This is a genomic window from Photobacterium sp. 2_MG-2023 (genome assembly GCF_030547675.1).
Taxonomy (GTDB): Bacteria; Pseudomonadota; Gammaproteobacteria; order Enterobacterales; family Vibrionaceae; genus Photobacterium; species Photobacterium arenosum.
In genome coordinates this window covers 38,813-62,244 of record NZ_JAUOQQ010000011.1, presented here as the reverse complement: position 1 = coordinate 62,244, position 23,432 = coordinate 38,813, and the positions used below count along the sequence as shown (strand labels likewise).

At 46.7% G+C, this 23,432-nt stretch carries 23 protein-coding genes; 12 read left to right on the top strand and 11 right to left on the bottom strand.

Annotated elements, in window-relative coordinates:
- The first annotated feature begins 68 nt into the window (after positions 1-68).
- Together Q4491_RS10815 and Q4491_RS10810 are read left to right on the top strand one after the other, a co-directional pair.
- The gene (locus Q4491_RS10815) at positions 69-881 is read left to right on the top strand and encodes a GGDEF domain-containing protein (protein WP_237902787.1); all 813 of its coding nucleotides are present in this window, start codon (positions 69-71) and stop codon (positions 879-881) included.
- An 81-nt stretch (positions 882-962) separates the two neighbouring features.
- A complete protein-coding gene (locus Q4491_RS10810; RefSeq protein ID WP_218385765.1) occupies positions 963-1,781 on the top strand; it encodes a phosphate ABC transporter substrate-binding protein in 819 nt (272 codons plus the stop codon).
- 51 nt (positions 1,782-1,832) lie between these two features.
- Here Q4491_RS10810 and sseA read toward each other — a convergent pair whose 3' ends face one another.
- On the bottom strand, positions 1,833-2,687 hold the full coding sequence (gene sseA, locus Q4491_RS10805; RefSeq protein WP_303457454.1) for a 3-mercaptopyruvate sulfurtransferase: 855 nt from the start codon (positions 2,685-2,687) through the stop codon (positions 1,833-1,835).
- Between the two features lie 258 nt (positions 2,688-2,945).
- Between sseA and Q4491_RS10800 the strand changes: the two genes are divergently transcribed.
- The gene (locus tag Q4491_RS10800; RefSeq protein ID WP_303457452.1) at positions 2,946-3,884 is read left to right on the top strand and encodes an NAD(P)-dependent oxidoreductase; all 939 of its coding nucleotides are present in this window, start codon (positions 2,946-2,948) and stop codon (positions 3,882-3,884) included.
- A gap of 4 nt (positions 3,885-3,888) precedes the next feature.
- On the opposite strand, the gene Q4491_RS10795 is transcribed toward Q4491_RS10800, so the two are convergent.
- A complete protein-coding gene (locus Q4491_RS10795) occupies positions 3,889-4,395 on the bottom strand; it encodes a DUF1097 domain-containing protein (protein ID WP_303457450.1) in 507 nt (168 codons plus the stop codon).
- A gap of 273 nt (positions 4,396-4,668) precedes the next feature.
- Between Q4491_RS10795 and nagZ the strand changes: the two genes are divergently transcribed.
- Positions 4,669-5,673 (top strand): beta-N-acetylhexosaminidase, encoded by a 1,005-nt coding sequence (gene nagZ / locus Q4491_RS10790; protein WP_303457448.1) that lies wholly within the window; start codon positions 4,669-4,671, stop codon positions 5,671-5,673.
- A gap of 95 nt (positions 5,674-5,768) precedes the next feature.
- Here nagZ and Q4491_RS10785 read toward each other — a convergent pair whose 3' ends face one another.
- The 6 genes from Q4491_RS10785 to Q4491_RS10760 form a co-directional block, all read right to left on the bottom strand.
- On the bottom strand, positions 5,769-6,866 hold the full coding sequence (locus Q4491_RS10785) for an outer membrane protein transport protein (protein WP_303457447.1): 1,098 nt from the start codon (positions 6,864-6,866) through the stop codon (positions 5,769-5,771).
- Positions 6,867-7,346: 480 nt separating this feature from the next.
- Positions 7,347-7,994, bottom strand: coding sequence for a TetR/AcrR family transcriptional regulator (locus tag Q4491_RS10780; protein ID WP_303457446.1), 648 nt, complete (start codon positions 7,992-7,994; stop codon positions 7,347-7,349).
- A gap of 770 nt (positions 7,995-8,764) precedes the next feature.
- Complete coding sequence (locus tag Q4491_RS10775) at positions 8,765-9,679, bottom strand: cation diffusion facilitator family transporter (protein WP_303457445.1); 915 nt, start codon at positions 9,677-9,679, stop codon at positions 8,765-8,767.
- Between the two features lie 127 nt (positions 9,680-9,806).
- Positions 9,807-10,235, bottom strand: a complete 429-nt coding sequence (gene trxC / locus Q4491_RS10770) for a thioredoxin TrxC (RefSeq protein ID WP_303457444.1) — start codon at positions 10,233-10,235, stop codon at positions 9,807-9,809.
- 169 nt (positions 10,236-10,404) lie between these two features.
- Positions 10,405-10,869: a hypothetical protein gene (locus Q4491_RS10765; RefSeq protein ID WP_192013687.1), complete on the bottom strand. Its 465-nt coding sequence runs from the start codon at positions 10,867-10,869 to the stop codon at positions 10,405-10,407.
- 162 nt (positions 10,870-11,031) lie between these two features.
- On the bottom strand, positions 11,032-11,481 hold the full coding sequence (locus Q4491_RS10760) for an MOSC domain-containing protein (RefSeq protein ID WP_192013685.1): 450 nt from the start codon (positions 11,479-11,481) through the stop codon (positions 11,032-11,034).
- A 301-nt stretch (positions 11,482-11,782) separates the two neighbouring features.
- Here Q4491_RS10760 and pdhA point away from each other — a divergent pair, with 301 nt between their 5' ends.
- The 3 genes from pdhA to Q4491_RS10745 are packed head-to-tail and all read left to right on the top strand — an operon-like array spanning position 11,783 to position 15,001.
- Positions 11,783-12,871: a pyruvate dehydrogenase (acetyl-transferring) E1 component subunit alpha gene (pdhA, locus tag Q4491_RS10755; RefSeq protein WP_303457439.1), complete on the top strand. Its 1,089-nt coding sequence runs from the start codon at positions 11,783-11,785 to the stop codon at positions 12,869-12,871.
- Positions 12,864-13,847, top strand: coding sequence for an alpha-ketoacid dehydrogenase subunit beta (locus tag Q4491_RS10750; RefSeq protein ID WP_192013681.1), 984 nt, complete (start codon positions 12,864-12,866; stop codon positions 13,845-13,847). Before pdhA ends, Q4491_RS10750 begins: the two co-directional genes overlap by 8 nt.
- On the top strand, positions 13,844-15,001 hold the full coding sequence (locus Q4491_RS10745; protein WP_192013679.1) for a dihydrolipoamide acetyltransferase family protein: 1,158 nt from the start codon (positions 13,844-13,846) through the stop codon (positions 14,999-15,001). The genes Q4491_RS10750 and Q4491_RS10745 overlap by 4 nt, the downstream gene beginning before the upstream one ends.
- A 45-nt stretch (positions 15,002-15,046) precedes the next feature.
- On the opposite strand, the gene Q4491_RS10740 is transcribed toward Q4491_RS10745, so the two are convergent.
- The 3 genes from Q4491_RS10740 to galE form a co-directional block, all read right to left on the bottom strand.
- The gene (locus tag Q4491_RS10740) at positions 15,047-16,336 is read right to left on the bottom strand and encodes a DEAD/DEAH box helicase (RefSeq protein ID WP_192014519.1); all 1,290 of its coding nucleotides are present in this window, start codon (positions 16,334-16,336) and stop codon (positions 15,047-15,049) included.
- Positions 16,337-16,671: 335 nt separating this feature from the next.
- Positions 16,672-18,546, bottom strand: a complete 1,875-nt coding sequence (locus tag Q4491_RS10735) for a PhoX family phosphatase (protein WP_303457436.1) — start codon at positions 18,544-18,546, stop codon at positions 16,672-16,674.
- 228 nt (positions 18,547-18,774) lie between these two features.
- On the bottom strand, positions 18,775-19,794 hold the full coding sequence (gene galE / locus Q4491_RS10730; RefSeq protein WP_192013675.1) for a UDP-glucose 4-epimerase GalE: 1,020 nt from the start codon (positions 19,792-19,794) through the stop codon (positions 18,775-18,777).
- A 225-nt stretch (positions 19,795-20,019) separates the two neighbouring features.
- On the opposite strand from galE, the gene Q4491_RS10725 reads away from it, so the two are divergent.
- The 5 genes from Q4491_RS10725 (at position 20,020) to Q4491_RS10705 (ending at position 23,354) form a co-directional block, all read left to right on the top strand.
- The gene (locus Q4491_RS10725) at positions 20,020-20,535 is read left to right on the top strand and encodes an NUDIX hydrolase (RefSeq protein WP_303457434.1); all 516 of its coding nucleotides are present in this window, start codon (positions 20,020-20,022) and stop codon (positions 20,533-20,535) included.
- Positions 20,536-20,678: 143 nt separating this feature from the next.
- Positions 20,679-20,933, top strand: coding sequence for a helix-turn-helix transcriptional regulator (locus tag Q4491_RS10720; RefSeq protein ID WP_303457402.1), 255 nt, complete (start codon positions 20,679-20,681; stop codon positions 20,931-20,933).
- A gap of 2 nt (positions 20,934-20,935) precedes the next feature.
- A complete protein-coding gene (locus tag Q4491_RS10715) occupies positions 20,936-21,235 on the top strand; it encodes a hypothetical protein (RefSeq protein WP_303457400.1) in 300 nt (99 codons plus the stop codon).
- A complete protein-coding gene (locus Q4491_RS10710) occupies positions 21,118-22,146 on the top strand; it encodes a type II toxin-antitoxin system HipA family toxin (RefSeq protein ID WP_368393482.1) in 1,029 nt (342 codons plus the stop codon). Before Q4491_RS10715 ends, Q4491_RS10710 begins: the two co-directional genes overlap by 118 nt.
- A 428-nt stretch (positions 22,147-22,574) precedes the next feature.
- Positions 22,575-23,354: an AraC family transcriptional regulator gene (locus Q4491_RS10705; protein ID WP_192013667.1), complete on the top strand. Its 780-nt coding sequence runs from the start codon at positions 22,575-22,577 to the stop codon at positions 23,352-23,354.
- Positions 23,355-23,432: the final 78 nt, after the last annotated feature.

The window sequence follows — 23,432 nt, the reverse complement described above, 5'->3', positions numbered from 1 at the left end:
TATTTTAGTCAATTATGAAAAAGATCTCTCAATTGCCTGTCAGGCTGACAATTTTTGTATGTTTTGGGGTGCTGATAACCACCTTTATCCCCATGCAAGGTAACCTGGATGCCGTTACTTCAAGCCTGACATTGGTGCTGATTATCCTGCTGGTTCGCGAAGTCGCCAGTAAAGAAATGAAGTTTTTATTACTTCTGTCTGCCTGTACCTACGGAATTGGCGTAATTGCAGATCTTCTTGATGATATTCCGGAACTTGCAAATCATTGGTTGCTGACGCGCACCGATGATGTATTCAGCAATATTGGTGTTTTTTTACTGTGTTTCTGTTTCATTAAACTCTTACATCAACGCCGCGAGTTAATACAAAAACTCAGACAGCAAATTGCTAAATCCCGTCAACTGGAACTGGAACTCAGCCGACAGGCCTTGCAAGACGATCTGACCAGACTGCAGAACAGGCGCTCACTTTTCAGACGATTTGATCATATGGCGATTAACCTTAATCGCGGCATTATGGCTTACATTGATATAGACAACTTCAAACAGGTTAATGACCGTCTTGGTCACCGCCAGGGAGATCTGGTACTGATTGAAATAGCCAACATTATCTTCAGGCATTCGCCTACCGGTAGTCAGGTATATCGCATAGGGGGTGATGAATTCATTGTTCTATTGCCCAGCGAAGACCAATGTCAAAGCCAGGAATGGCTTGACCAGCTCTATGAGCAAACTCAAGATCTTAGAGATACGTTCAAATTAGGCATCAGTGTCGGCCTTGTTCCGTTTCATCCTGGTAACCTCAGCGATCCTGACTTACTGCTCGCTAAAGCAGATACCGCCATGTATCAGGAAAAAGAACAAAAAAGTCGTGTCGAGTAACTTCGATTCAGATTCACAATTTTGTCATATCCTCGTCATACCATAGCGGCTACCCCTGTAGTTCAAATTTGGAGAGACGCAATGTTGCTTCGCCTGGCTTCTTTATTGGCCGTTATCACCCTATTCCCCATTCAGGCTAATGCCAAAACCGTTACCGTATCCGGTTCGACTTCTGTCAGTCATATACTTGAAGTATTAGCTGAACAATATGAGCAGCAACATTCCGATGCTTCCATTGCTGTGCAAGGGACTGGGTCATCTGCGGGTATTTCTGCCGTCAAACAAGAGGCCGCTGAGCTTGGAATGAGTTCGCGATTTCTAAAGGAGGATGAAATACGTCCGGATGTATCGACCACATTAATTGCTCATGATGGTATCGCACTGGTCGTCAACAAAAACAACCCGATTGACACCCTGACCAAAGAACAGGTTATGGGGATTTATCAGGGGACTATCACCAACTGGAAACAAGTTGGTGGCGATGACCTCCCCATTGCAGTTGTCAGCAGAGAGAACGCTTCTGGTTCACGATTTTCTTTCGAAGATTTTATGGGTCTGACACGTACTATCGGTGATAAAAGCGTCTCAGATATCAATGCGAAAGCGCTGGTGGTTAACACCAATGGCATGGTGAAAAGCCTGATTGCCAGAAACAGACACGCCATTGGCTATCTGTCACTTGGCTCAGTTGATGATTCAGTAAAACCACTGGATTTCGAAGGTGTATCACCCAGCCTGACAAACCTGGAGTCTGGACAGTATCAAATCTCCCGACCTTTCATCATGCTTTATAAAAGCAAAAAGCTCACATCAGATGGTCGTGACTTCCTCAATTATCTCCTGTCTGAAAACAGCCAGAAATTACTGCATGATCGCGGTTACATTCCCGTTGTGCATTAAACAATACACACTCTCTGGCTTACCTGATCACTCAGGTAAGCCAAAGCTCGATCAGGACACCACCGGGTATTTCATGCCTGCGCCCCATTCCGTCCAGGAACCGTCATAGACAGTCAGATTTTTCCGGCCTGCTACATCAGCTGCAAGAGCAAGAATGCATGCCGTAACCCCAGACCCACAACTGAAAATCAGTTGTTGATCTTGTTCTGAGAATGCATCAAAACGTTGTTTCAGTATTGATTGCGACGCTAACCTGCCGTCTTTCACCAACTGACCAAACGGGAGGCTTTTAGCATTCGGCATATGACCACTGCGTATGCCCTCTCTCGGCTCTGGCTGCTGGGCATAAAAACGTGCTGCCGGGCGTGCATCCAGCACCACAACCTGAGGGTCGGCTAATTTTTCCATCAATGCCTGGGCATCAATCACCCATTCAGATCTGAAATTGGCAGAAAATTGCCCTTTTTCAGGCACTTCAGTTACAACACCCGATTCTAACGAGCCTCCAGCTGCTTTCCAGGCAGGCAATCCGCCATCCAGCACCGCGACCTTGTCATGCCCCATCACTTTAAACATCCACCATACGCGCGGTGATGAGAACAGTCCGTGAGAATCATAAACAACGAGAGTGTCTTTGTTGCTGATGCCTAATTCCGACACTTGGCTGGCAAACTGCTCTGCACCGGGTAACATATGCGGCAGGCTGGATGCCTTATCGCATATCTCTTTATCGAAATCGAAAAAAACAGCACCTGGAATGCGTTCACTCTCCCACTCAGCCCTGGCATCACGGCCACTGCCCGGCATGAACCAGCTCGCATCCAGTATCACGATATTTCCCGCATCGGCATGTTCCAGCAACCAGTCAGCACTGACAACAGACGACGGTAATGAATTCTTTGTCATACCCTAATCACCTATCCCTATGAAATTCAGCTGTTTGTGTTAAACCAGATAACCATATTCATCACTGTCATTTCGGTTATCAACTTTATATTGTGATAGTGATAGCAGGTTATACGGCCAGACTAAACCTTTTTCTCTGTAATCCAGCCACTTGCCACAGCAAACACAAGCAGGCTGATCTTGAATCCGATTGTTCATCGGGTTAATGTCCCTGAACTCGGTGCCAGCACTTTTCTGATTTATTGCAAGGACGCGAATATGGACTATTTCCCGGTCTTCACCCAATTACATAACAAACCAGTACTGGTCATAGGTGGCGGAGAAGTTGCCTGCCGTAAAGTCGATCTTTTATTACGGGCCGGAGCGGCAATCACACTGATATCACCACGCCTGCATCCTGCCTTACAAAAACTGGCCAGCCAGCAAAAACTGCGCTGGCTGGCAGAGTCTTACCAGCCGGGAAGTCTGGGGGGCTATTATCAGGTGTGGACAACGACAGACGATCGCGAGCTGAATAAGCGTATCTTTCGTGATGCCCAACAGAAGAAAATTTGGGTCAATGCCGTCGACGATCCTGCCCATTGCGATTTCATTACCCCATCCATGATAGATCGTTCCCCCATTCAGGTGGCCATATCCAGTGGTGGCGCTTCACCGGTACTCGTACGTTACCTCAGAGAAAAGCTGGAAACCCAGCTCGCGCAAAACTTGTCTCTTCTGGCAGATTTCGCTGGAAAACAAAGAAACCGCCTGAAACTACATTACGATACCGTCGATAAACGAAGACACTTTTGGGAGCAATTTTTCCGCTTGCCTCAGGTAGAAAATGCCCAGTCAGTTGAGGTACTTGAAGCGGCTTTTGTCCAGTTACTGGCTCAAGACAATCAGGCAAAAGGGACGGTATGTGTTGTAGAAACCGGCACAGATGTTGAAATGCTGACATTGAAAGCGTTGCGACTGATGCAGCAGGCCGAAATGGTGCTTTACACCGATGAAGTGAGTCAGGCTGGTTTCATTGATCTTTGCCGCAGAGATGCTGATCGCGAAGCTTGCAGTGAGGAGAATCTGTTACAAAAAGCGGATGCCCTGCTCAGCCAGGCTGTCCGCGTCTGTATTCTGGTCAGAAAAGGAAGGACTTCTGCATCACTTTCTGCTTTTTGTCAGCAGCACAAGGGGGAGGTACTTCCCTCACTGTAACCATTTATTTTGTAGAGGCAGCGGGTGTAAGTTCAGACTTAAACGCTGTCTTCTGCGCGCGTTTTTCACTTTGCGCCTTCAACCACAAACCGGATGTTTTCATCGCATAACCAAACACTACCCCGAGCATCAGCGAAGGGATGACCAGTTGCCAGTTACCCGCCGCAGCAAATGTCGCACAACAGCCGATAAATGTCCCCGGAATAAAGCTCAGCCACTCGCGTTTTGCCTGCACACACATCAGAAATGAAACAATACCGGTTGCAATATAGCCGAACAGCTCCATTCCTATCCATGTTGAGCCGTGAATGATCAGCATTGCCCAGGCGACACCACTCAAATTGGTCGCCATACTGATGCCCATGCCCTTTAAGCCATCCTGAGGTGCCGCAAAATAAGTGGTACACCCCAGAAATCCGCCCCAGCTCAACAATCCAAGTGAAACAGCTACCCAGCCCCACAGACCAGATAACAAACCGGTTGTTATTGCTATAGCGATTAATGCTGACATGTTAAGACCTCTGAAAACGCTAACGTGATATCTTCGATGCAATGAAGGAAGAAGTCTAATCACTCTGCCCGTTCAATAAATTGATTAAAATCACATATTAAATGAAATAAATGAAACGCAATGTTTTATACAGTGAACAATGACACAGTAATCAGCTAACTGACGCCAGATTCAATCAGCAAAATGCTGTTTTGAGTCTGATCAGCTTGTGATAACTTAATGCTTTCTAAAACCTATGTTTCTTCTGAGATGCAGTCAAAACGGAGTGCCACCATGGGGCCTTTAATGCTAGATGTGTCAGGTTTCGAACTTGATGCCGAAGAGCGTGAAATTCTTCAACACCCCACAGTAGGCGGAGTCATTTTTTTCGCCCGCAACTACCACGACAGAGAGCAACTGTTTGCTCTGACACAATCCATTCGTCAGGCAGCAAAACGTCCTTTGATCATTGCGGTGGATCAGGAAGGCGGACGAGTCCAACGCTTTCGTGAGGGTTTTACTTTACTGCCTCCTGCCCGGGCATATGCAGCGGCCGACAATGGTGCCAACCTTGCCCGTCAGGGGGGCTGGTTGATGGCTGCAGAATTACTGGCTATGGATATCGATCTCAGCCTGGCACCTGTATTGGATATCGGCTTTGACTGTAAAGCCATTGGAGACCGTGCGTTTTCAGATCAGCCCGAACAAATCATTCAATTTGCCAGTGAGTTCATACGCGGTATGAAAGAGGCGGGAATGGCGGCAACAGGTAAACATTTCCCCGGACACGGTGGCGTTATCGCAGACTCACATCATGAAACCCCTGTTGATGAACGCACTGATATTGCCGCTCGTGATATGTCGGTATTTAAAGCATTGATCGAGGAACAATTACTGGATGCCATGATGCCAGCCCATGTGATTTATCCTTCCTACGACGATAAGCCCGCCAGCGGCTCTGAATACTGGTTAAAGAACGTACTTCGGCAACAGCTTAATTTTAAAGGGGTTGTCTTTTCAGATGATCTCAATATGAAAGGTGCCGATGTACTGGGCTCCTACGGCGATCGTGCTGTTGCTTCTCTGCAAGCCGGCTGCGATATGGTGATGTTATGTAACAACCGCAGCGGAGCAATCGAGGCACTTGAAGCATTGCCGCAAACGCAGGCTCCCGTGCTTAATAGCTTACTCAAAAAGCCATTTGCACAGTATGCAGAAATGGTGAGAACGGCTGAATGGAAACAGCGCTCTGAAGCCATTCGCCGACTGCAACAACAATGGCAGGAAAAAACGCACTAGTGCATTTTTTAACTGTTTGGTATCCCATTCCGCTTACCTGAACACAAACGCCCGGAAGACCGGGCGTTGTTATCGCGACAGGACATGCCGCTGAGTTAAAACTTGTGTTCAACCCCGACAGTCAGGCCATAAAGGCTGTTATCTTCGTAAATCGTCCCTGAGACATCTTTTCCGTCTTTGACCATTTTGTACTGAGCAGCCCCAAACAACGAGGTGTTGCCAAAGGAATACTTTCCTCCTACCTGCACACCCTTCGCACCGTTTCCTGGCGCCAGAGGATTCAGATTACCCTCACCGGCTCCTTCGGCATAATTCAGTTCGATGCCACCACCAAAGGATGGCGTAAACTGGCGAGCCAGTCCCAGCGCATAAGTGACACTGTCGCGATCAAAGGTAACGACTTCTCCGCGCACCTGGGTTTTTATCACATGCTCGCTCCATCTGCGCCAGTGAGCAGAAAAAGTCAGTAATGTATTCTCGGCAACCCCCGTCTGGAAATCAAAATCTATGGTTTCTGGTAGTTCAATTTCCGCCTGGCTTGATACTGAGCTTGCCTTCCCCCCTGTTTTATTCACAATTAAGGCACCGGATTCGGTCGTATCAAACGAGTGCTTAACCGCAGACTGATACGCTACAGTAGCGCGTAACGCGATTTTAGGGATGTGGTAAGACGCACCCACTGTATAACCGAAACCTATGTCATCACCCAGATCCAAATCTAAACCACCAAAACCACCATTCATGTTGGTGTTAAACTTCGCATTAATTTCAGTTTGATTGATGGTAGGGCCAGCAAAAGCTGAAAATGAAGGGGTAGTTTGGTACTTGCCCGTTAAGGCTACGGTCCGGGTTTTTACATTAGCGCTAGAGCCTTGCCAAAAACCGCTCGTGTGCTGAGTATCAATATTATTTGAAAGATAATACTGCGCATTTCCTGAAAAGTTATCAGTAAAAAAGTAATTTACTGCACCCTGGACATAGTGAGTATCGTTGAAGATATCACCAGTGCTACCAAAGGTAGGGTGGTTACCCTGAATGTCATAGTTAAAATAGGAATACGACGCCGCCACCTTATCATCGGGGCTGTACAAATTACTGTAGCTATAGCGTCCAAACTCATAGGCCGCACCATGAGAATAAAAGCTCGTTGCTGACAAAATTGCGATGAGTATTGATTGATACTTCAGCTTCATTGTTCGAATACCTCTACATGTGAACCCGTGCTCACCACAGTGTGATAACAAGGGTTATTCCCCCTATTGCTAACCTGCTTGAACTGCTCTTAAGGCAGTCATGAGCAAAAACGGTTAGCAACAACCCTGCTATCTAATTCAGTGAGACGAGACATCCGTTGTCGTTTCATCTTCGAAGTTCTCAACAATATTGTTAACACTTCGTTATTATTTTGTTTCGAAATGAGGTTAACTGAATCAAAGCTGAACGTCCATACATAATAGGTCATACGTCCGATTATTTTGAATATGTGCTGATTGATCACAAAAACATCTCAATGAGATGTGACTATGATTCAAACAATTCTGATTGATGAAGCCAGTGAAAATGCGGAGTTCAGCGAAAAAACCGCTGTGTCGTCACACACAGCGGCTGTTATCGCTCTAGCTACGAAAAAGAAGAAGGGAAAGGAAATGAAAAAATCAGTTCAAAAGCTTGGGTTATTCAGTAGCAATAAGTGTCGACAATAATCGCTTTAGGGTTTTAGAAACAATTTCCTGATTGAAGTTTTGATCACCACTGACCAAAGCAAACTCAAACTCCCTGAAGGTGAAAATGACCAGATTGGCATCAATTTCCGGATTCGGACTGCCAATCAATTCAGCCGTCTTTTTGATCAGGTCCAGCACTTGTAATTTATACTCACTGACTCGCTTGACCAGCATCTCAGACTGCCCGAGAGCAAACAGGAAATGGCAGCGAATTGTCAGCTGTTTTCTGCGCGTTTCGTCCGTCAGCTCCGTCGAAATGTACTGTGTTAACAATTCGGTTAGTTTCAGAACACATGACTCACGATCCCCGGAAGCTCCCTTTATCAGGTATTCCCTGAGTATCGTGTCCACCTGTTCCTGAATCCATTCAATCTGTTTCACTTCTCGCTGGGCAAACTCTTCAAATGCGCTCAGAATCAAATGATCCATGCTTTCAAAGTAATAACTGGTAAGTGATAACCGAACCTGAGCAGCATTGGCAATATTCCGGTGTGACAAACTGTTTAAGCCTGTAGTCGCAATCAAATCCAATGTTGCTTCAATGATTTTTTGTCGGGTAAGCTCTCCCTTTGTTGTTTTTCGAGAACTAGCTGCCATCTCGACTTATCCTTGATGTTTATGAAAAGTAAAAGTTTGCATTCATGGCAATAATATCGAAAACACTTCATTACATAAACTCCAGTGTTTCACTTTTGGTCTGCATGCCCACACTTACCAGCCCAGAGCTTCTCACTGACAAACATTTGCAACCTGACAGATGAATTTTCGTACAGTTAATTGCCTGCTTTAATGCCTTATAATGTGTAAAAAAAATCCCCGAGCAGTGCTCAGGGATTGATGTGTAAGTAGGCGTGCTTAAGCCGCCATGCGCGAGTGAATCTTTGTGCTAACTTACAGTGATTTACTGGAGTAGTTAATGTTCTTGCAGGTTTTCTTTTCTTTTAATACAACCACAATCCCGCCAACAATAAACGCCATTACCAGTAGTGTCTCGAACATAACTTTCCCCAAATTCAGATAATCACTGCAGTCTTAAACGACCAGCCAAGAAAAAATAAACAGAGCAGCTAAAATCTACATAAAAGTAGTTTTTCCGTCTCCGGTTTGGCGGTTATCAGTTCAGGCAGCATATCCGAAAGGGACTCAGTATCAATAGCATACTGAGAAAAAGGTTCAAATCCGGCTTTCCAACTGAAAGTTTGCTATAACATCCCGGCGACTAGTTTTTAGCCACGCGTATTCTGCGCTTTATTTGCACAAATTTCCAGCAAAATTTGCCTTACGATTCTTTGAACTTGATATAAGTTTAACTAATAAAAAATGCGGCCCGCACGGGCCGCATTTCATTCAGCTCTCTGCCTGACGCATTACAGCCAGCGTTTTTGACCGGTAAATGTGACAGACAGCCATGTATCACCCAGCTCGCCTTTCAATTTATCCCACAATAATTGACGAATCTTATCCTGACGTTTTGTAGTCCAGTATTTATCGTCTTTTACAAGGATGTTGATTTCCAGATCGTACTGACGGCCTGTTTTAGCGAAATGGTGAGTATAGTCATCGAAGTTGTACTGTTTAGACAGATCTTCAATCACACTATCCACCCGGTTCTGCACCTGGTCATGAGGAGCAACCAATAGCACCTCACGCAAGTTACGGCGTAATACCTTAATCGGCAGAACCGACGCAGCAATCGCCATTGCAGACACCAGAATGGGATCGACATAAGCATTCCAATGCGAATAGCCTATTTTGTCGAACACCATTACCAGCATGAAACCAACTAAAATTGCAGCACTCAAGATGCCATCGACCAACCATTCCTGTGAGTCGACCCGAGCAAGTTCCGAGTCTACCTTACGGGCAATGTGAGTTTCCGTGAAATAGATGCCAAAACAGCTGATGGTAGACAACACTGCGTATACCATTGCATGCTCCAGCACAACTTCATGGCCACCGTTGACAATGGTTTGCACACCACTAGCGAATGCAAACAGACAGGTTACCAAGATGAGCAAGCCATTGACGACATTGATCAAAGGTTCGATGTGGGCGTAACCAAACTGAAAGTGGTTATCGTCCGGTCTTGAGACCAGGTAGGCGGTATACAGACTCAGGCCTGTCATACCCATACTCAGAAAAGAGAACATACCGTCGAGCAGAATCGCACTAGATCCCACATACAGCCCATAACCTATACCCATAGTGGCAAGCAGGACCGTACCGGCAAGAGACATTTTCAGTGCCAGACGTTCCTTACTAATTTTACGGCTGATAGCCATAAATTCCTCCTCATTTTTCCCAAAGTGTTGATATTAGTATCAGCTTTAAACTGTTGACCTATAGCCAGTCAACCATTGAAGCATGACGATTTAATGAACCTGCGAAACTCGCTTTGGTGGCCGGCACTCAGTCGAGTGTATCTTCAAGCCATTGCAAAAACGCAGGTTTTCGTAATGCGGTGTTCAAGGTCGCCTGTTGGCGCCCTTTTCTGAAAACCAGAACAGTCGGAACACCTCTTACTCTGTAGCGCTTTGCCAGATCCGGATGCTGATTAACATTCACCCTGACAAAACGGTATTGCTTTTTCTGTTTAGCAACTTGCTCAACCACTGGCTTAAAAGCCTGACAGGGAGCACAATTATTACCCCAAAACGTCACTATCACAGGTTTGGGACTTTGAATCAGCATAGCAAAGTTATTACTGTCTGCCTCAACCGGGCTGCCATCCAATACGGCTTTAGAACAATGTACACAAGAAACGGTATTGGATAATGACGTGGTCTGCAGAGACACTGCCTTGTGACAATGCGGACAGCTCACAGTAAAACTTGGCATGTTTTCCCTATTTCCCCAGCCTGTTCTTTGTTATTCAGACAGGCCGTCTGATACAAATTTTCGCCAGTATACCACAACTTATAAAAAACCAGGATAACGGCAAGTGGCAGCCCCGTTAACTTAACTCGATATCACAGAGTGGGACAAGTCGCTGCTTCTGCCGTCAAATTCAAAAATCAGTGCGCTGTAACTGGAGCCGTTCAATATCACTAAAAAATGAGATGATCTTGGCTCGGCTGACACTGTACATGAACTCTGAACCATCACACATTTCAGAATCGACTATTTTTATCTGGGGCGATTTCAGCTGCATGAACTCGCAGGCAGCCTGCTCTTCACACGCAAGATCCCTCTCATCGTTCAGCGTTTTCCAATAGTCGGCAAAATGATTCAACGCTGTATCCAACTGCTGGTAATTCTCCGAACTCAACTCTGGGCGAAGAACTTTCAATTCCTTTTTGCGCTCAGTCAGAAATATGTTGAAGTTCTCAGCATAGCTGTCTATTGCTGAATGGCTGTAACATGCCTGCTGCACATATCTCTCTTGCTGGGCATAGACATTATCGCTGCCACGTTGAGAAGAGCAGGCAGATGCAGTAAAGCAGGCAATAAAGACAATAAAATACAACTTCATTTTACACACTTCCCGTTCCTGAATCCGGGCAGCGTCAGCAGAATGCTGCCCTTCAATATATAGAAAAGTATGCGTGAAATACCTTTTTCAACACGTGCAAAGACCGCGATTTCTTAGCACTGAGACACCTTGTTATCTATTGAGAAAACTGGACTGAGAAACTTAGGACTCAACCTGTGTGACAAGCTGAACACTGTTTCCCAGTTGAATATCTCCGTCAGACAACACACGGCAGCATACTCCGCCACGCCATTCCGACCTGAGTGCCTGAGTCATTCCCTGAAATTGCTCATCCATACGGGGGCAGGGATCGGTTTCTCTTGTAATCTGAAGCTGCAAGCTGCCAATCGCGATGATGTCGCCGACATTGCGCTCAGAAAAACGTACCCCTTCCACCAGCAGATTGGCTCGACGAATGGTCCAGGGCAATGTCTCCCCCACTTCATCACAGGCATCTTGCCAGGAATCAAGGGACAATACTGTCACTTGTCGCTTACCGGGTTTACCACGAAAGTCATCTTCTACACCGCTTTCACAGGTTACATTGACTTGATTTAATTCTTCCATAACAGCACGTGACGCTTTGCGTCTGGCAATTCCAATCAACTTCATCCAAACATCTCCCTAACACTCATCAAAATACAGCATTTAACACTGGTAAATCACCTGCTGTACCGAATTCTTTACTAAGTTAGCAATGTGCTACCAGCGCATTTTTTAACACTTTGATTACAATTAGAAGTGTTCGCCACTCCATGTATGTAAAGCACCTACTATACCCAAAAATGCCAGGTTGAAGCGAAACTAATTGCAACACCAAGGATGAAGGGGATAGCCAGGGTTAGCAATACACAATTAACAATAGTGACTTTTCTGCCCTAATGGTTTCGGGCAGTGACAGAAGGAGCTTGATATGAATGTTCAAGCCACAAGCATGCACCGCTACTTGGATTATCAGGGGCAGTTACTCTCGCCTCTGCCAGCATGGGCGGATATCCAAACGCTGCAAGGCTTTTACCGTGACATGGTGCTAACCAGAGTTTATGACAACAAAGCTGTCGCGCTTCAGCGTACAGGTAAACTTGGGACCTACCCATCCCATTTAGGATCCGAGGCCATAGGTATTGCTGTTGGTCGCGCCCTCAGGCAAGACGATGTCTTTGTGCCTTACTACCGAGACATGCCTGCAATGTGGGCGCGCGGAATAGCAATGGAAAAAAATCTCCAATACTGGGGCGGTGACGAGCGAGGCAGCGATTTTGCGTTTAACGATCAGCCCTGTCGTGATCTTCCTTTTTGTGTGCCGATTGCCACGCAATGCACGCATGCCGTAGGCGTTGCAGCTGCACTGAAAATCCAGGGAGGCCATCATGCTGCGCTCGTCACCTGTGGTGATGGCGCAACCTCTAAAGGTGATTTCTTGGAATCCATCAATTGCGCGGGCGCCTGGAACATCCCGTTAGTTTTTGTCATTAACAATAACCAGTGGGCGATCTCTGTGCCCCGCAAGTTGCAGTGCGGCGCCGAATTTTTGTCCGATAAAGCCAAAGGCGCAGGCATGCCCGGCATAACCGTCGACGGTAATGACATCATTGCCATGTATGACATCATTATAAAAAGTCTGGACCGAGCGCGAAAAGGCAAAGGTGCCACCTTAATTGAAGCCGTCAGTTATCGCTTAGGTGATCACACAACTGCTGATGATGCCAGCCGTTACCGGAGTGAAGATGAGCTGCAGCAAGCCTGGCAGTATGAACCAGTAAAACGCCTGAAAGCGTTTCTCATGTCGCAAAGCGCCTGGTCTGAAGACGATGAAAAACACTGGCTGGCTCACTGCCGTAAAGTCGTGGAAGAAGCAGTAGAGCGCTATCTTGCCATTGCTCCTCAGCCCCCAGAGGCAGCTTTCGATTATCTGTATGAACAACCAACTGATGACATGCATCCCCAGCGGGATGCCATTATCAATAAAGCAATGCGCATGCAGGGAGGCCGCCATGGCTGAGATTACCATGCTGGAAGCCGTCAACCTCGCTCTGCATCACGAAATGGCCAGAGATCCTAATGTGGTCATACTGGGTGAAGATGTGGGTGATAACGGCGGTGTATTTCGTGCCACTGTTGGCCTGAAGCAAGAATTCGGTTTGAAGCGTGTGATAGACACACCGTTAGCTGAATCTCTGATTGGCGGTGTCACCATAGGAATGGCAAGTCAGGGGCTTCGCCCGGTCGCTGAATTTCAATTTCAGGGTTTTGTCTTCCCTGCACTTGAACATCTGATCTGTCATGCGGCTCGCTGGCGTAACCGCACCCGGGGGCGACTCACCTGCCCTGCCGTTTTCCGCGCTCCCTTCGGAGGGGGAATTCATGCCCCGGAGCACCACTCCGAAAGTGTTGAAGCGATCTTTGCCCATACTCCGGGTTTGAAAGTGGTTATCCCTTCATCGCCGAAACGTGCCTATGGCCTGTTGCTCGCGGCTATCCGCAGCAATGACCCTGTTATGTTCTTCGAACCCAAACGCATCTACCGGACGGTGAAATCTGATGTCATCGACAACGGTGAAGCCCTTCCGCTGGATACCTGCTTCACACTGCGAAAAGGACGAGATTTGACATTAGTTACCTGGGGAGCCTGCGTTGTCGAAAGCCTGGACGCTGTGAACGAATTATCCAAAATGGGCATTGAAGCAGAAGTCATTGATCTGGCCTCAATAAAACCCATCGACATCAACACCATTATTGCCTCGCTGGAAAAAACCGGCCGATTACTGGTGGTACATGAAGCCAGTAAAACCTGCGGTGTCGGTGCCGAATTACTGGCGCAAGTCTCTGAGAAAGCAATGTGCCTGTTAAAAGCGCCACCAATTCGGGTAACAGGTATGGATACTGTCATGCCTTATTACCGCAATGAAGAGTATTTCATGATTAATAAAGACGACATTGTCATTGCGGCCAAACAACTTGTGGAGGGGTGGAAATGAAGACGTTTTCCTTGCCGGATCTGGGCGAAGGACTCGCCGAATCTGAAATTATTGAATGGCATGTCAGTGTCGGTGATACCGTGGAAGTCGACCAGGTCGTGCTAACCGTTGAAACTGCAAAAGCCACTGTTGAAGTGCCTGCGCCATACAGTGGCACCATTGTAAGCCGTCACGGAAGTGAAGGTGATGTCATCTCTATCGGCAGTCTGCTGCTGGAGATCGACGAAACAAATTCTACCGATACCGATGTCAAAGAAGCCAGCCAATCGGAAAAAAAACAACGTGCCGATGCAGCCACAGTGGTAGGCAACGTCTCCCACCATGCACAGAGCGTCAGCGTTGATGAGTTCTGGGTTGGTAGTCAGGTAAAACCATCCTCTGAACATATCAGCGCCTTACCTGCCGCCCGGCTGTTGGCTCAGAAACTGGGGGTTAACCTTAAGCAGATCAACGGAAGCGGGCCCAATGGCGTCATTGTCGAAGCCGATGTCTACCGGGCCTGCGATCAGCAACTGCCGGGCACTGAAGTGCTAAAAGGTGCTCGCCGCACTATGGTCGGCAGCATGACAGAAGCCCATCAGCAGGTCGCCGCTGTTACCATCACAGAAGAAGCACTGTTGGACAAATGGCCGAAAGACGAAGACATCACCACCCGTATTATTCAGGCCATTGTCTCTGCCTGTGAACAGGAATCAGCTTTGAATGCCTGGTTTGATGCCGAAACCATGACGCGCTGCGTACACCATAAAGTCAACATCGGTATCGCGGTAGACAGTCCGCATGGTCTGTATGTTCCGGTACTCAGGGATGCGGGCAGTCTGAATCCCAAAGCCATCCGACGCTGGATAAACGAAACAGCAGAAGGTATCAGGGCCAGAAAAATTGGCCGGGAAGAATTTCAGCATGCCACTATCACACTGTCTAACTTCGGTGCGATTGCGGGCATTTATGCAACGCCGGTAGTCACTCCGCCACAGGTGGCCATAGTGGGAGCTGGCCGGCTCATTGATAAACTCGTGATGAAAGATAACAAACCGCTTTCTGTAAAAGCCATGCCATTGTCAGTGACCTTTGATCACAGGGCCTGTACAGGGGGCGAAGCCGCTCGGTTTGTGAGAGCCCTTGTTCAACACCTGTCAAAACCGCATGGTTAACGCATAAAAAACAGGCCAGTGCAAAGCTGGCCTGTTTTTCTTCAGTTATTCGTCATCTGCTGACGGCTCTGCCGGTTTTCTCTTCTTCGGCATAAAGACATTATCCCCAACGGCCATGTTGTCGTAGAAGCGTTTATCCAGCTTCTTCTTCGGTTTAGACGCCGTTTTGGCTTTATCCTGTTGAGGTTTCGCCTTGGTATTTTTCTTCGGTTGATAGGTTTTCTTAGGTGCAGGTTTCAGCCCTTTAAACTTGCCTTCCAGCCCTTCCAGAGCGGTGAAACTGATTTGTTTCTGCAGGAAAACTTCCACATTCTTAAAGCTTTTCCAGTCTTTCGGCCCCACCAGCGACACTGCATCACCTTTGTTACCGGCCCGGCCAGTTCGTCCGATACGGTGAACATATTCTTCAGCGTGCTTGGGCATGTCAAAGTTAATAACGTGTGAGACTTTACTGATATCCAAACCACGCGATGCAATATCCGTCGTCACCAGAATCTTGTGAACATTACGCTCAAACTGGCTCATGATGTTATTACGTTGCGTTTGATTCAGATTACCACTCAGGGCCACCGCTTTGAGTTTGCGTTCATTGAGCAACTCAGTCAGGCGGTTTGTGTCTTCGCGTGTCGCGGTAAAAATAATGACCTGGTCATAATTTTCCTGCTCCAGCAAGCGATCCAAAATAGCCTGCTTATGATCCAGGTGATCGCACAAGATAAAACGTTGCTCAATATCACCATGATCCTGTGCCGCATGACCAACAGCAATACGCTTAGGTTCATTCAGCATTTCAGATGCGATATCAATGACTTCCGGATCATCTAGCGTGGCGGAAAACATCAGGGTCTGACGGCGTCTGTGATCAGCGGCCTGGTGAATTTTACGCAACTCCGGCGCAAAGCCCAGATCCAGCATGCGATCCGCTTCATCCATGATCAGCATTTCCAGACCGTTCAGATGCGTGCTGCGGTGCTCCAGATGGTCCGCTAAGCGGCCAGGTGTTGCCACCACAAACATTGGGTCATTGCGCAGCGCTTTTACCTGATCATTAAAGTTTTCACCACCTACGATCAGCGTGCTGTCATAAGGTGTACCGGCATTCAGGGTGCGTAGCTGTGCATAAACCTGCTTTGCCAGCTCACGGGTCGGCGTCAGAATGACCACTCGCGGGTCACGTTTGGTAAAAGGTTTACCGCGGTACATGCGCTGCATGGCCGGCAGCAAAAATGCCAGAGTTTTACCGGAACCGGTTTTCGAGGAAGCCAGCAAATCTTTTCCAGCAATAGCAACAGGAATGGCTTGCTGCTGGATTTCTGTCGCCTGCGAGAAGGCCATATGATTCAATTTTTTCAACAGTCGCTGATCAAGACCAAGATCTTTAAAGTGCAAAGTATTGCTCCGGTAAAACGCTCTAAAACAAGAAAATTTCCCGCTGATTGCTTGTGACCTGGCTCACAGCCGGAAGAAAATTTAGCGGCGGATTATACCATAGTTATCCTGATTAACCACGACAAGATAACAGAGCACCGTACAACACATTCTGATCATCGCTACTGTGTTAAACCGTAGTCAAAGACAGTAAAGCCTGAAACAAAATGGCCCCAGTCATCATTGAGGCCATTTTCGTTTTGGTTAGTAGTACGCTGTTAATGTTTCGCTATCACGCGCCATCAGGCACCAATCACGCCCCCGTCCTCCCGGGTAATCATCATGATAGTCGAACGCGGTTTGGTGTTACCACCGTAAGGGAAATGCGATGGCGCACCTTCTTCGCCTGGGTGCTGAACGCCCACGAACATGGTTTTGTTATCCGGCGAGAATGCCAGCCCTGTAATTTCACAAGCGACCGGTCCGGTCAGGAAGCGGCGCACTTCGCCCGTCATAGGGTCACCGCACAGCATCTGATTATTGCCCTGCCCGGCAAAATCGCCTTTGTTCGAATAGTTACCGTCAGTCTGAATCCACAAGCGGCCTGCGCTGTCGAACCCGATGCCATCCGGGCTGTTAAACATGTTACCGGCATTGATATTGTCGCTGCCGGCGTACAAGTCACCATTATGAATCGAAGGATTGCCCGCAATCAGATACAAATCCCAGACAAAACCTTCACTGGTGTGATCGCCATTTAATGGCATCCAGCGCAAAATCTGACCATAGTTGTTCTTAGCCCGTGGATTCGGCCCCCCAACGGGCTGCCCTTCTTTTCCACGGTTCTTATTATTTGTCAGTGTACAAAACACATGCTTATTGTCCGGATGCACAGCCACCCACTCAGGACGATCCATAGTAGTTGCACCTACCTGAGTGGCAGCCCGACGAGCAAAAATCAGCACTTCAGCCTGATCATTAAACCCATTTTCCGGTGTTAAACCATGCTTACCGAACGTCAGTTCGAGCCACTTCCCCTGACCTTTCAGCTGATCGTCATTCATACCGAACTGGGCAACATACAAAGTGCCTTCTTCCAGCAATTTGCGGTTAGCGGCATCGTTACCTTGCTGAAAACGGTGCTTAGAAACAAATTTGTACAGGTGCTCACCACGTTCATCATCGCCCAGATACACCACAACATGACCATCTTTATTCAGCGTCAATTCGGCATTTTCGTGTTTAAAACGGCCTAATGCCGTACGCTTCATTGGCGTTGACTGTGGATCATTTGGATCGATCTCGACGATCCAACCAAAGCGGTTGGCTTCATTCGGATTTTTCAGTACATCAAAACGTTCATCATGCTGATGCCATTTGTAATCACTGGGTGACGCTGAAATGCCATAACGGGCCTGATTCGCGTTAACATCCCCCTTTGCATCACTGCCGAAGAAGTCGTCAAAGTTTTCTTCACAAGTCAGATACGTTCCCCAGGGCGTTAGGCCATTTGCACAGTTATTGAATGTACCCAATGGTTTGATTCCTGCCGGATCCGCCTTGGTTTTCATCAGTTCATGACCCGCGGCCGGCCCTGTGAGCATCATAGGTGTATTCGCAGTAATACGGCGATTTCGTTTACCGCTCTGATCAACAACCCACTGTCCGTTTTTGCGCACGACTTCAACGATAGTCACACCGATGGCTGCCTGTGCCTTACGCACATCATCCGCCGTCATGTTGTCGCCCTGGTGATCAAACAAATACTCGTAGTTGGTGTATTCATTATTGATAGCCAGAACGCCGCGATCTTCACTTATTGCAAAAAAGCTCATGCCATCTGTGTTATCACCGAACTGGCGCTCTTGTGCATGTGAATCCTGTTTTCCGCTTTGGTCAAATTCAGGCGCACCGGGAAAGATAGGATCGCCCCATGACATCAGCGGAGTTGCTTTATAGCCTTTTGGTACAACTACTGTGTCTGCGGTAGAAGCGGGTACGGCTTCAAAATTCAGCAGGGAGGATGTCGGTGAAGCAGCCACTGCGTTGGCTACCGGGTTTAATGCCAGAAATGCCCCTGCACCTGCAGCAGCGGTTCCAGTCAGGAAATGACGGCGCGATAATCTCGCCTCAATCATGTTAGTTAGTTGCGAGTCCTGCTCATCACGCTTCCACATTGTATGCTCCTTATTATTCTTCGCATATCCAAATAGGTTTAACGAGCGGAGCATATGCACTAAATCTTACAAACTCATGAAGATTATGTGTCTTAACGATGAAAAGGCATTGAAAAGCAGTGAGTTAATCGTATTGCGCAAGTAAAAAGCCGCCTTCGGCGGTGGTTTAGGGGTGACAATAAAAAAACGGCCTGTGTCGGGCCGCTTTTGCAATACATATCGCTACTGTCAGTGGCTGTCCGGGTAGCCTTGCGGGTTCTGCGACTGCCAGCGCCAGGTGTCCTGCGTCATTTGATCGACAGTACGGGATGCTGCCCAATGCAATTCTTTCTTTGCTTTGCCTGGATCTGCCCAGCATTCTGCTATATCACCGGGACGTCGTGGTGCAATCTGGTAAGGCACCGCTTTCTCTGAGGCTTTTGCAAAGGCTTCAACCATTTGTAAGACGCTCAGACCATTGCCAGTTCCCAGATTATAAATATGCAGACCGGCTTCTTTCCCTTTGTGCGTCAGTGCTGCCACATGGCCATCCGCCAGATCGACAACATGGATATAATCACGTACACCCGTACCATCAACCGTTGGGTAATCATCGCCGAACACAGACAAAAACTCTCGACGACCCACAGCGACCTGAGCAATGAAAGGCATGAGGTTGTTGGGAATCCCCTGAGGATCTTCTCCCATTTCTCCAGACTCATGCGCCCCTACCGGGTTAAAGTATCGCAGCAGTGTGATGCTCATTTGAGGATGAGCATGCTGAATATCCGTCAGGCACTCTTCTACCATCAGCTTACTGCGGCCGTAAGGGTTGGTCGCGCTGGTCGGGAAAGATTCAAGAATCGGCACACTCGCCGGATCGCCGTATACTGTGGCCGAAGAGCTGAAGATGATGCTGTTCACACCGGCTTCACGCATTGCTTCAACCAACACAAGCGTTCCGTGAACATTGTTGTCATAGTATTCCAGTGGCTTGGCAACCGATTCACCCACAGCTTTCAGACCTGCAAAGTGAATCACTGATTCAACATCATTCTCACGAAATACTTTATCCAGAAATACGCGATCACGAATATCACCTTCAAAAAACGCCGGTCTGACGCCGGTCAGTTTTTCAATTCGCTCCAGCACAGTCTTCTTGCTGTTATACAGGTTGTCGACAATGATTGGGGTCATTCCCGCTTCTATCATTTGTACGCAGGTATGACTGCCAATATACCCCATACCGCCCGTGACCAGTACGCGCATACAATCTCCTTGTTTTTTAGTTCTTCATTATGCTGCAGATGCTGAGTATATCAGAGAATCTTCAACCGTCATCTGACGCATGGCTTGTGGCGCTTCGCTCGTGGCCCACAAATCGAGAATTTCTTTATAATCCATACCCGGCATTATTGCAGCGATAAACACTCTGCCCAGCCTTCAGTGTTACACTGGCTGACACATTAAGTTATGAAAACACATAGAGGCAATATGAAATCACAGACCCTGTGCCAATGGAAAGGCTTTTCCGTAGAACAAGGGACACACCAATTGCCGGATGGACGCGACATCACTTTTACCACAGTCCGCCATCCGGGCGCGGTGGTCATTGTGCCTGTCACGGCGCACGGGGAACTGGTTCTGTTACGCCAATACCGTCCAGCAATCGGACGCTGGATTCTGGAATTTCCCGCTGGCACTCTGGAAAAAGGTGAAGAGATCGCATATTGCGCGAAGCGAGAGCTGGCGGAGGAAACACAACTCGCCGCCAGTGAGTGGCTGGCTCTGGGTGAACTCCTGCCTGTTCCCGGTTTTTGTGATGAGGTTCAGCATGTCTTTCTGGCTAAAGGGCTTTCGCCGGCTGAAGGTGATCTTGATGCAGATGAAATCCTCGAAGTCGTGACTATGACCGTTGAGGCTTTCATCCAAAAGGTGGCCAGCAATGAGATCCAGGATGCCAAAACACTGGCAGTCTTTCTGAAATTACAGGTCATGGGTCTGATCTGACAACAAGCCACAATTTTTGTATCTCACATCATTGATATTAGCCATATAGCTAACTTCATAATCATTCACTTGCAAGTTAGCTATATAGATAACTTACAAACAATCAACTACACTGTTTGCTATATAGCTAATAGGATTTCAACATGGCCAACAGAGAGAGCATAGGTAAAGCAATAGCCGCAGCGAGAAAAGCCAGAGGCGCGACACAGAAAGCCATGGCAGAACAGACAGGCATTAACAAAACCACCCTGTCAGAAATTGAAAATGGCCGCTTTACCGGTTCCCTGGACATTTTCGAGCGCTACCTGGATGCCGTTGACTTGCAATTGCAAGTATCACCCAAGCAACATCAGTTGCCAGACTGGGATGATATCGACACACTGTTTGATGAGGACTGAGCATGGCTCTTGATCACCTGCCCGCCAAAATAGAAAAGATAACGGTGCGCCTGGATGAAGACGAATTAGGCGTGTTAACACATGGTTTCGTTCATCATTATCAGCCGATACAAACTCCGCGCCATGTCTCTCTTACCATGACAAAGCCTAATCTGGATGGCTATTCCTCCGGTGCATTACACCTATTTTCGCGCAGAATCTGCCCGAAGGCTTCAATCGCCGGTTCATTGCTGAAAAACTGGCAAGATATGCCCGAGTCAATGACATGTATCTGCTCGCACTGCAGGGCAAACACAGCATAGGTATGCTCAGCTACCAGAGCGAATTGCAGCTTCCGGAAGCCGACTCGGTATCCCTGACTGACATTCTGACTTATCAGGGTAGCACGCCTTTGTTTCCGCAACTGCTCGAGAAATATTACCTGCACAATGCGCTGGCCGGTGTGCAGCCTAAGGTCAGCATTCCCAAAACAGGCCGAACGGTTGAACAAAAAGATCTGATCGTTAAATCTTTCGATGCGGAGTTTCCGTTACTGACGGTCAATGAATATGTCTGTATGGAAGCGGCACGCCATTGCGGCTTAGCGCCGCCAGCCACCTATCTGTCCGACAATATGGAAACCTTTATTGTCGAACGTTTTGACAAACCAGATGACCAGTTACTGGGATATGAGGACTTCACCACCTTATTGAAAAAACCCAACAACCCGGACGCCAAATATACCGGCAGCTACGAAACTCTGCTCAAAGCAACCCACCTGTACACCAATAGTTTGGCTGAGGTGGAGAAAATGTATAAGTACATTGTCTTTAACTGCCTGATCGGCAACGGTGATGCACATCTGAAAAACTTCGCATTGCAATACACACAAGACATGCAACACATATTTGTCTCCCCGCCTTTTGATATCACCCACACTCTGATTTACGACACCATTGACAATAAAATGGCACTCAAAATGGCGAACAGCAAAGTCTTCCCGGATAAACACCATCTGTTAAAACTGGCAGAGTCCACAAGTTTCAGAATTCGGCAGGCCGATAAGATCATTGAAGAGCTGGCACAAGGCATCACAGACTATATAGATCGATCAGATGAAATATTGTTAATGGAAGGGCTAAAAACCTCCATAGGTAAGTCAGTTTCTGAAACCATGGTATCCAGCTATAGTGCAAAGTCGTATCGGCACGAAAAAAAACGTAAGTTCGAGTAATTCACCTTAAACAATAACATGTGTTAACATACCATTTTTAAGCAGGATATCACGCTGTATATTGCAATTTAAAATGTTAAATAAACTCCTTATTACCTCTATAGCAGACACGTTAATCGGTGTTAGCAGCCATCAATTAAATCTATCTCAGCCTTGCCATAAGCCATCATTAGACAAGAAAATACCAATCGCAATGTTTATAAATCTCTCAAACTTATAGACAGTAGAATCCTAGTGCATAATACAAAGCTGTTAGTGATTTTTTCAAAGGCAATATAGAGAGAACTCTCTTACAGTTACGACTGTGACAGTAATTAAATTGCTAACACATACAACGTCAGAGCGTTACTTAACAGTACGCCAATATAAGAAAATTAATAAAGGAATATCAAAATGACTATAACAAACTGTAAAAAAAATACTTTTCATTGGCATGGGTACTGAGTGTAAAACCAACTTACTCCATAGAATTGCAAGAGAACTTATTTAAAGGAAATATTATTTTCTCTCATAAAAACATAAAAAACATATCACAGTTACAATTTAGAGACACACCTGACTTGATCATCATTGATGCTATCAACAATGATTTCGAACTCATAAAGATCACAAAAAATGCGCTAACAATTCGCTTTCTACTGCAACAAACAACACCACCTGACTTCATTGCAATCATTAACAGTGAATACAATCACAAGAAGCAATTATTTGACATAGGTATCACTGATTACATTAGCTGCCCATTCATTAGCAAAGAAATTAACTACAGAATAATGCATATACTGCATTCCAATGAAAAAACAAACAACACACACCAAAGTAATGAATCCCTACCTGAACAAATAAACAACAACCGGGATTCCATGGATTCACAACTTATTTTAATTGAGAAATGCATAAAACACCTCAATGGTGCGATATCAGAAGATGTCAGGCTAGAAACGCTTTGCCGGATACTTGGAACAAACAGAAACAAGCTCAATCAAGTATTTAAGGATCACTTAGGTATGACTGTCTTTGAATGGTTAAGAAAACAGAGAATGCATAAAGCAGCAGAATTACTGGAAACATCCTCTCTCAACATTGTTCAGATCGCAGAAAAAGTGGGATACATGGACTCAAATAATTTTTCAACGGCATTTAAGCGTATTTACCATAACTGCCCTAGCCAGTTTAGAAAACAATTTAAATCCTCTATGCAAAGTTAAATTCTGGCTCAAACGGCCATGAATCATGCTTAACTCAAAGTTATAGATGATTTCATGAAAGGAAAATAAATCAGCATG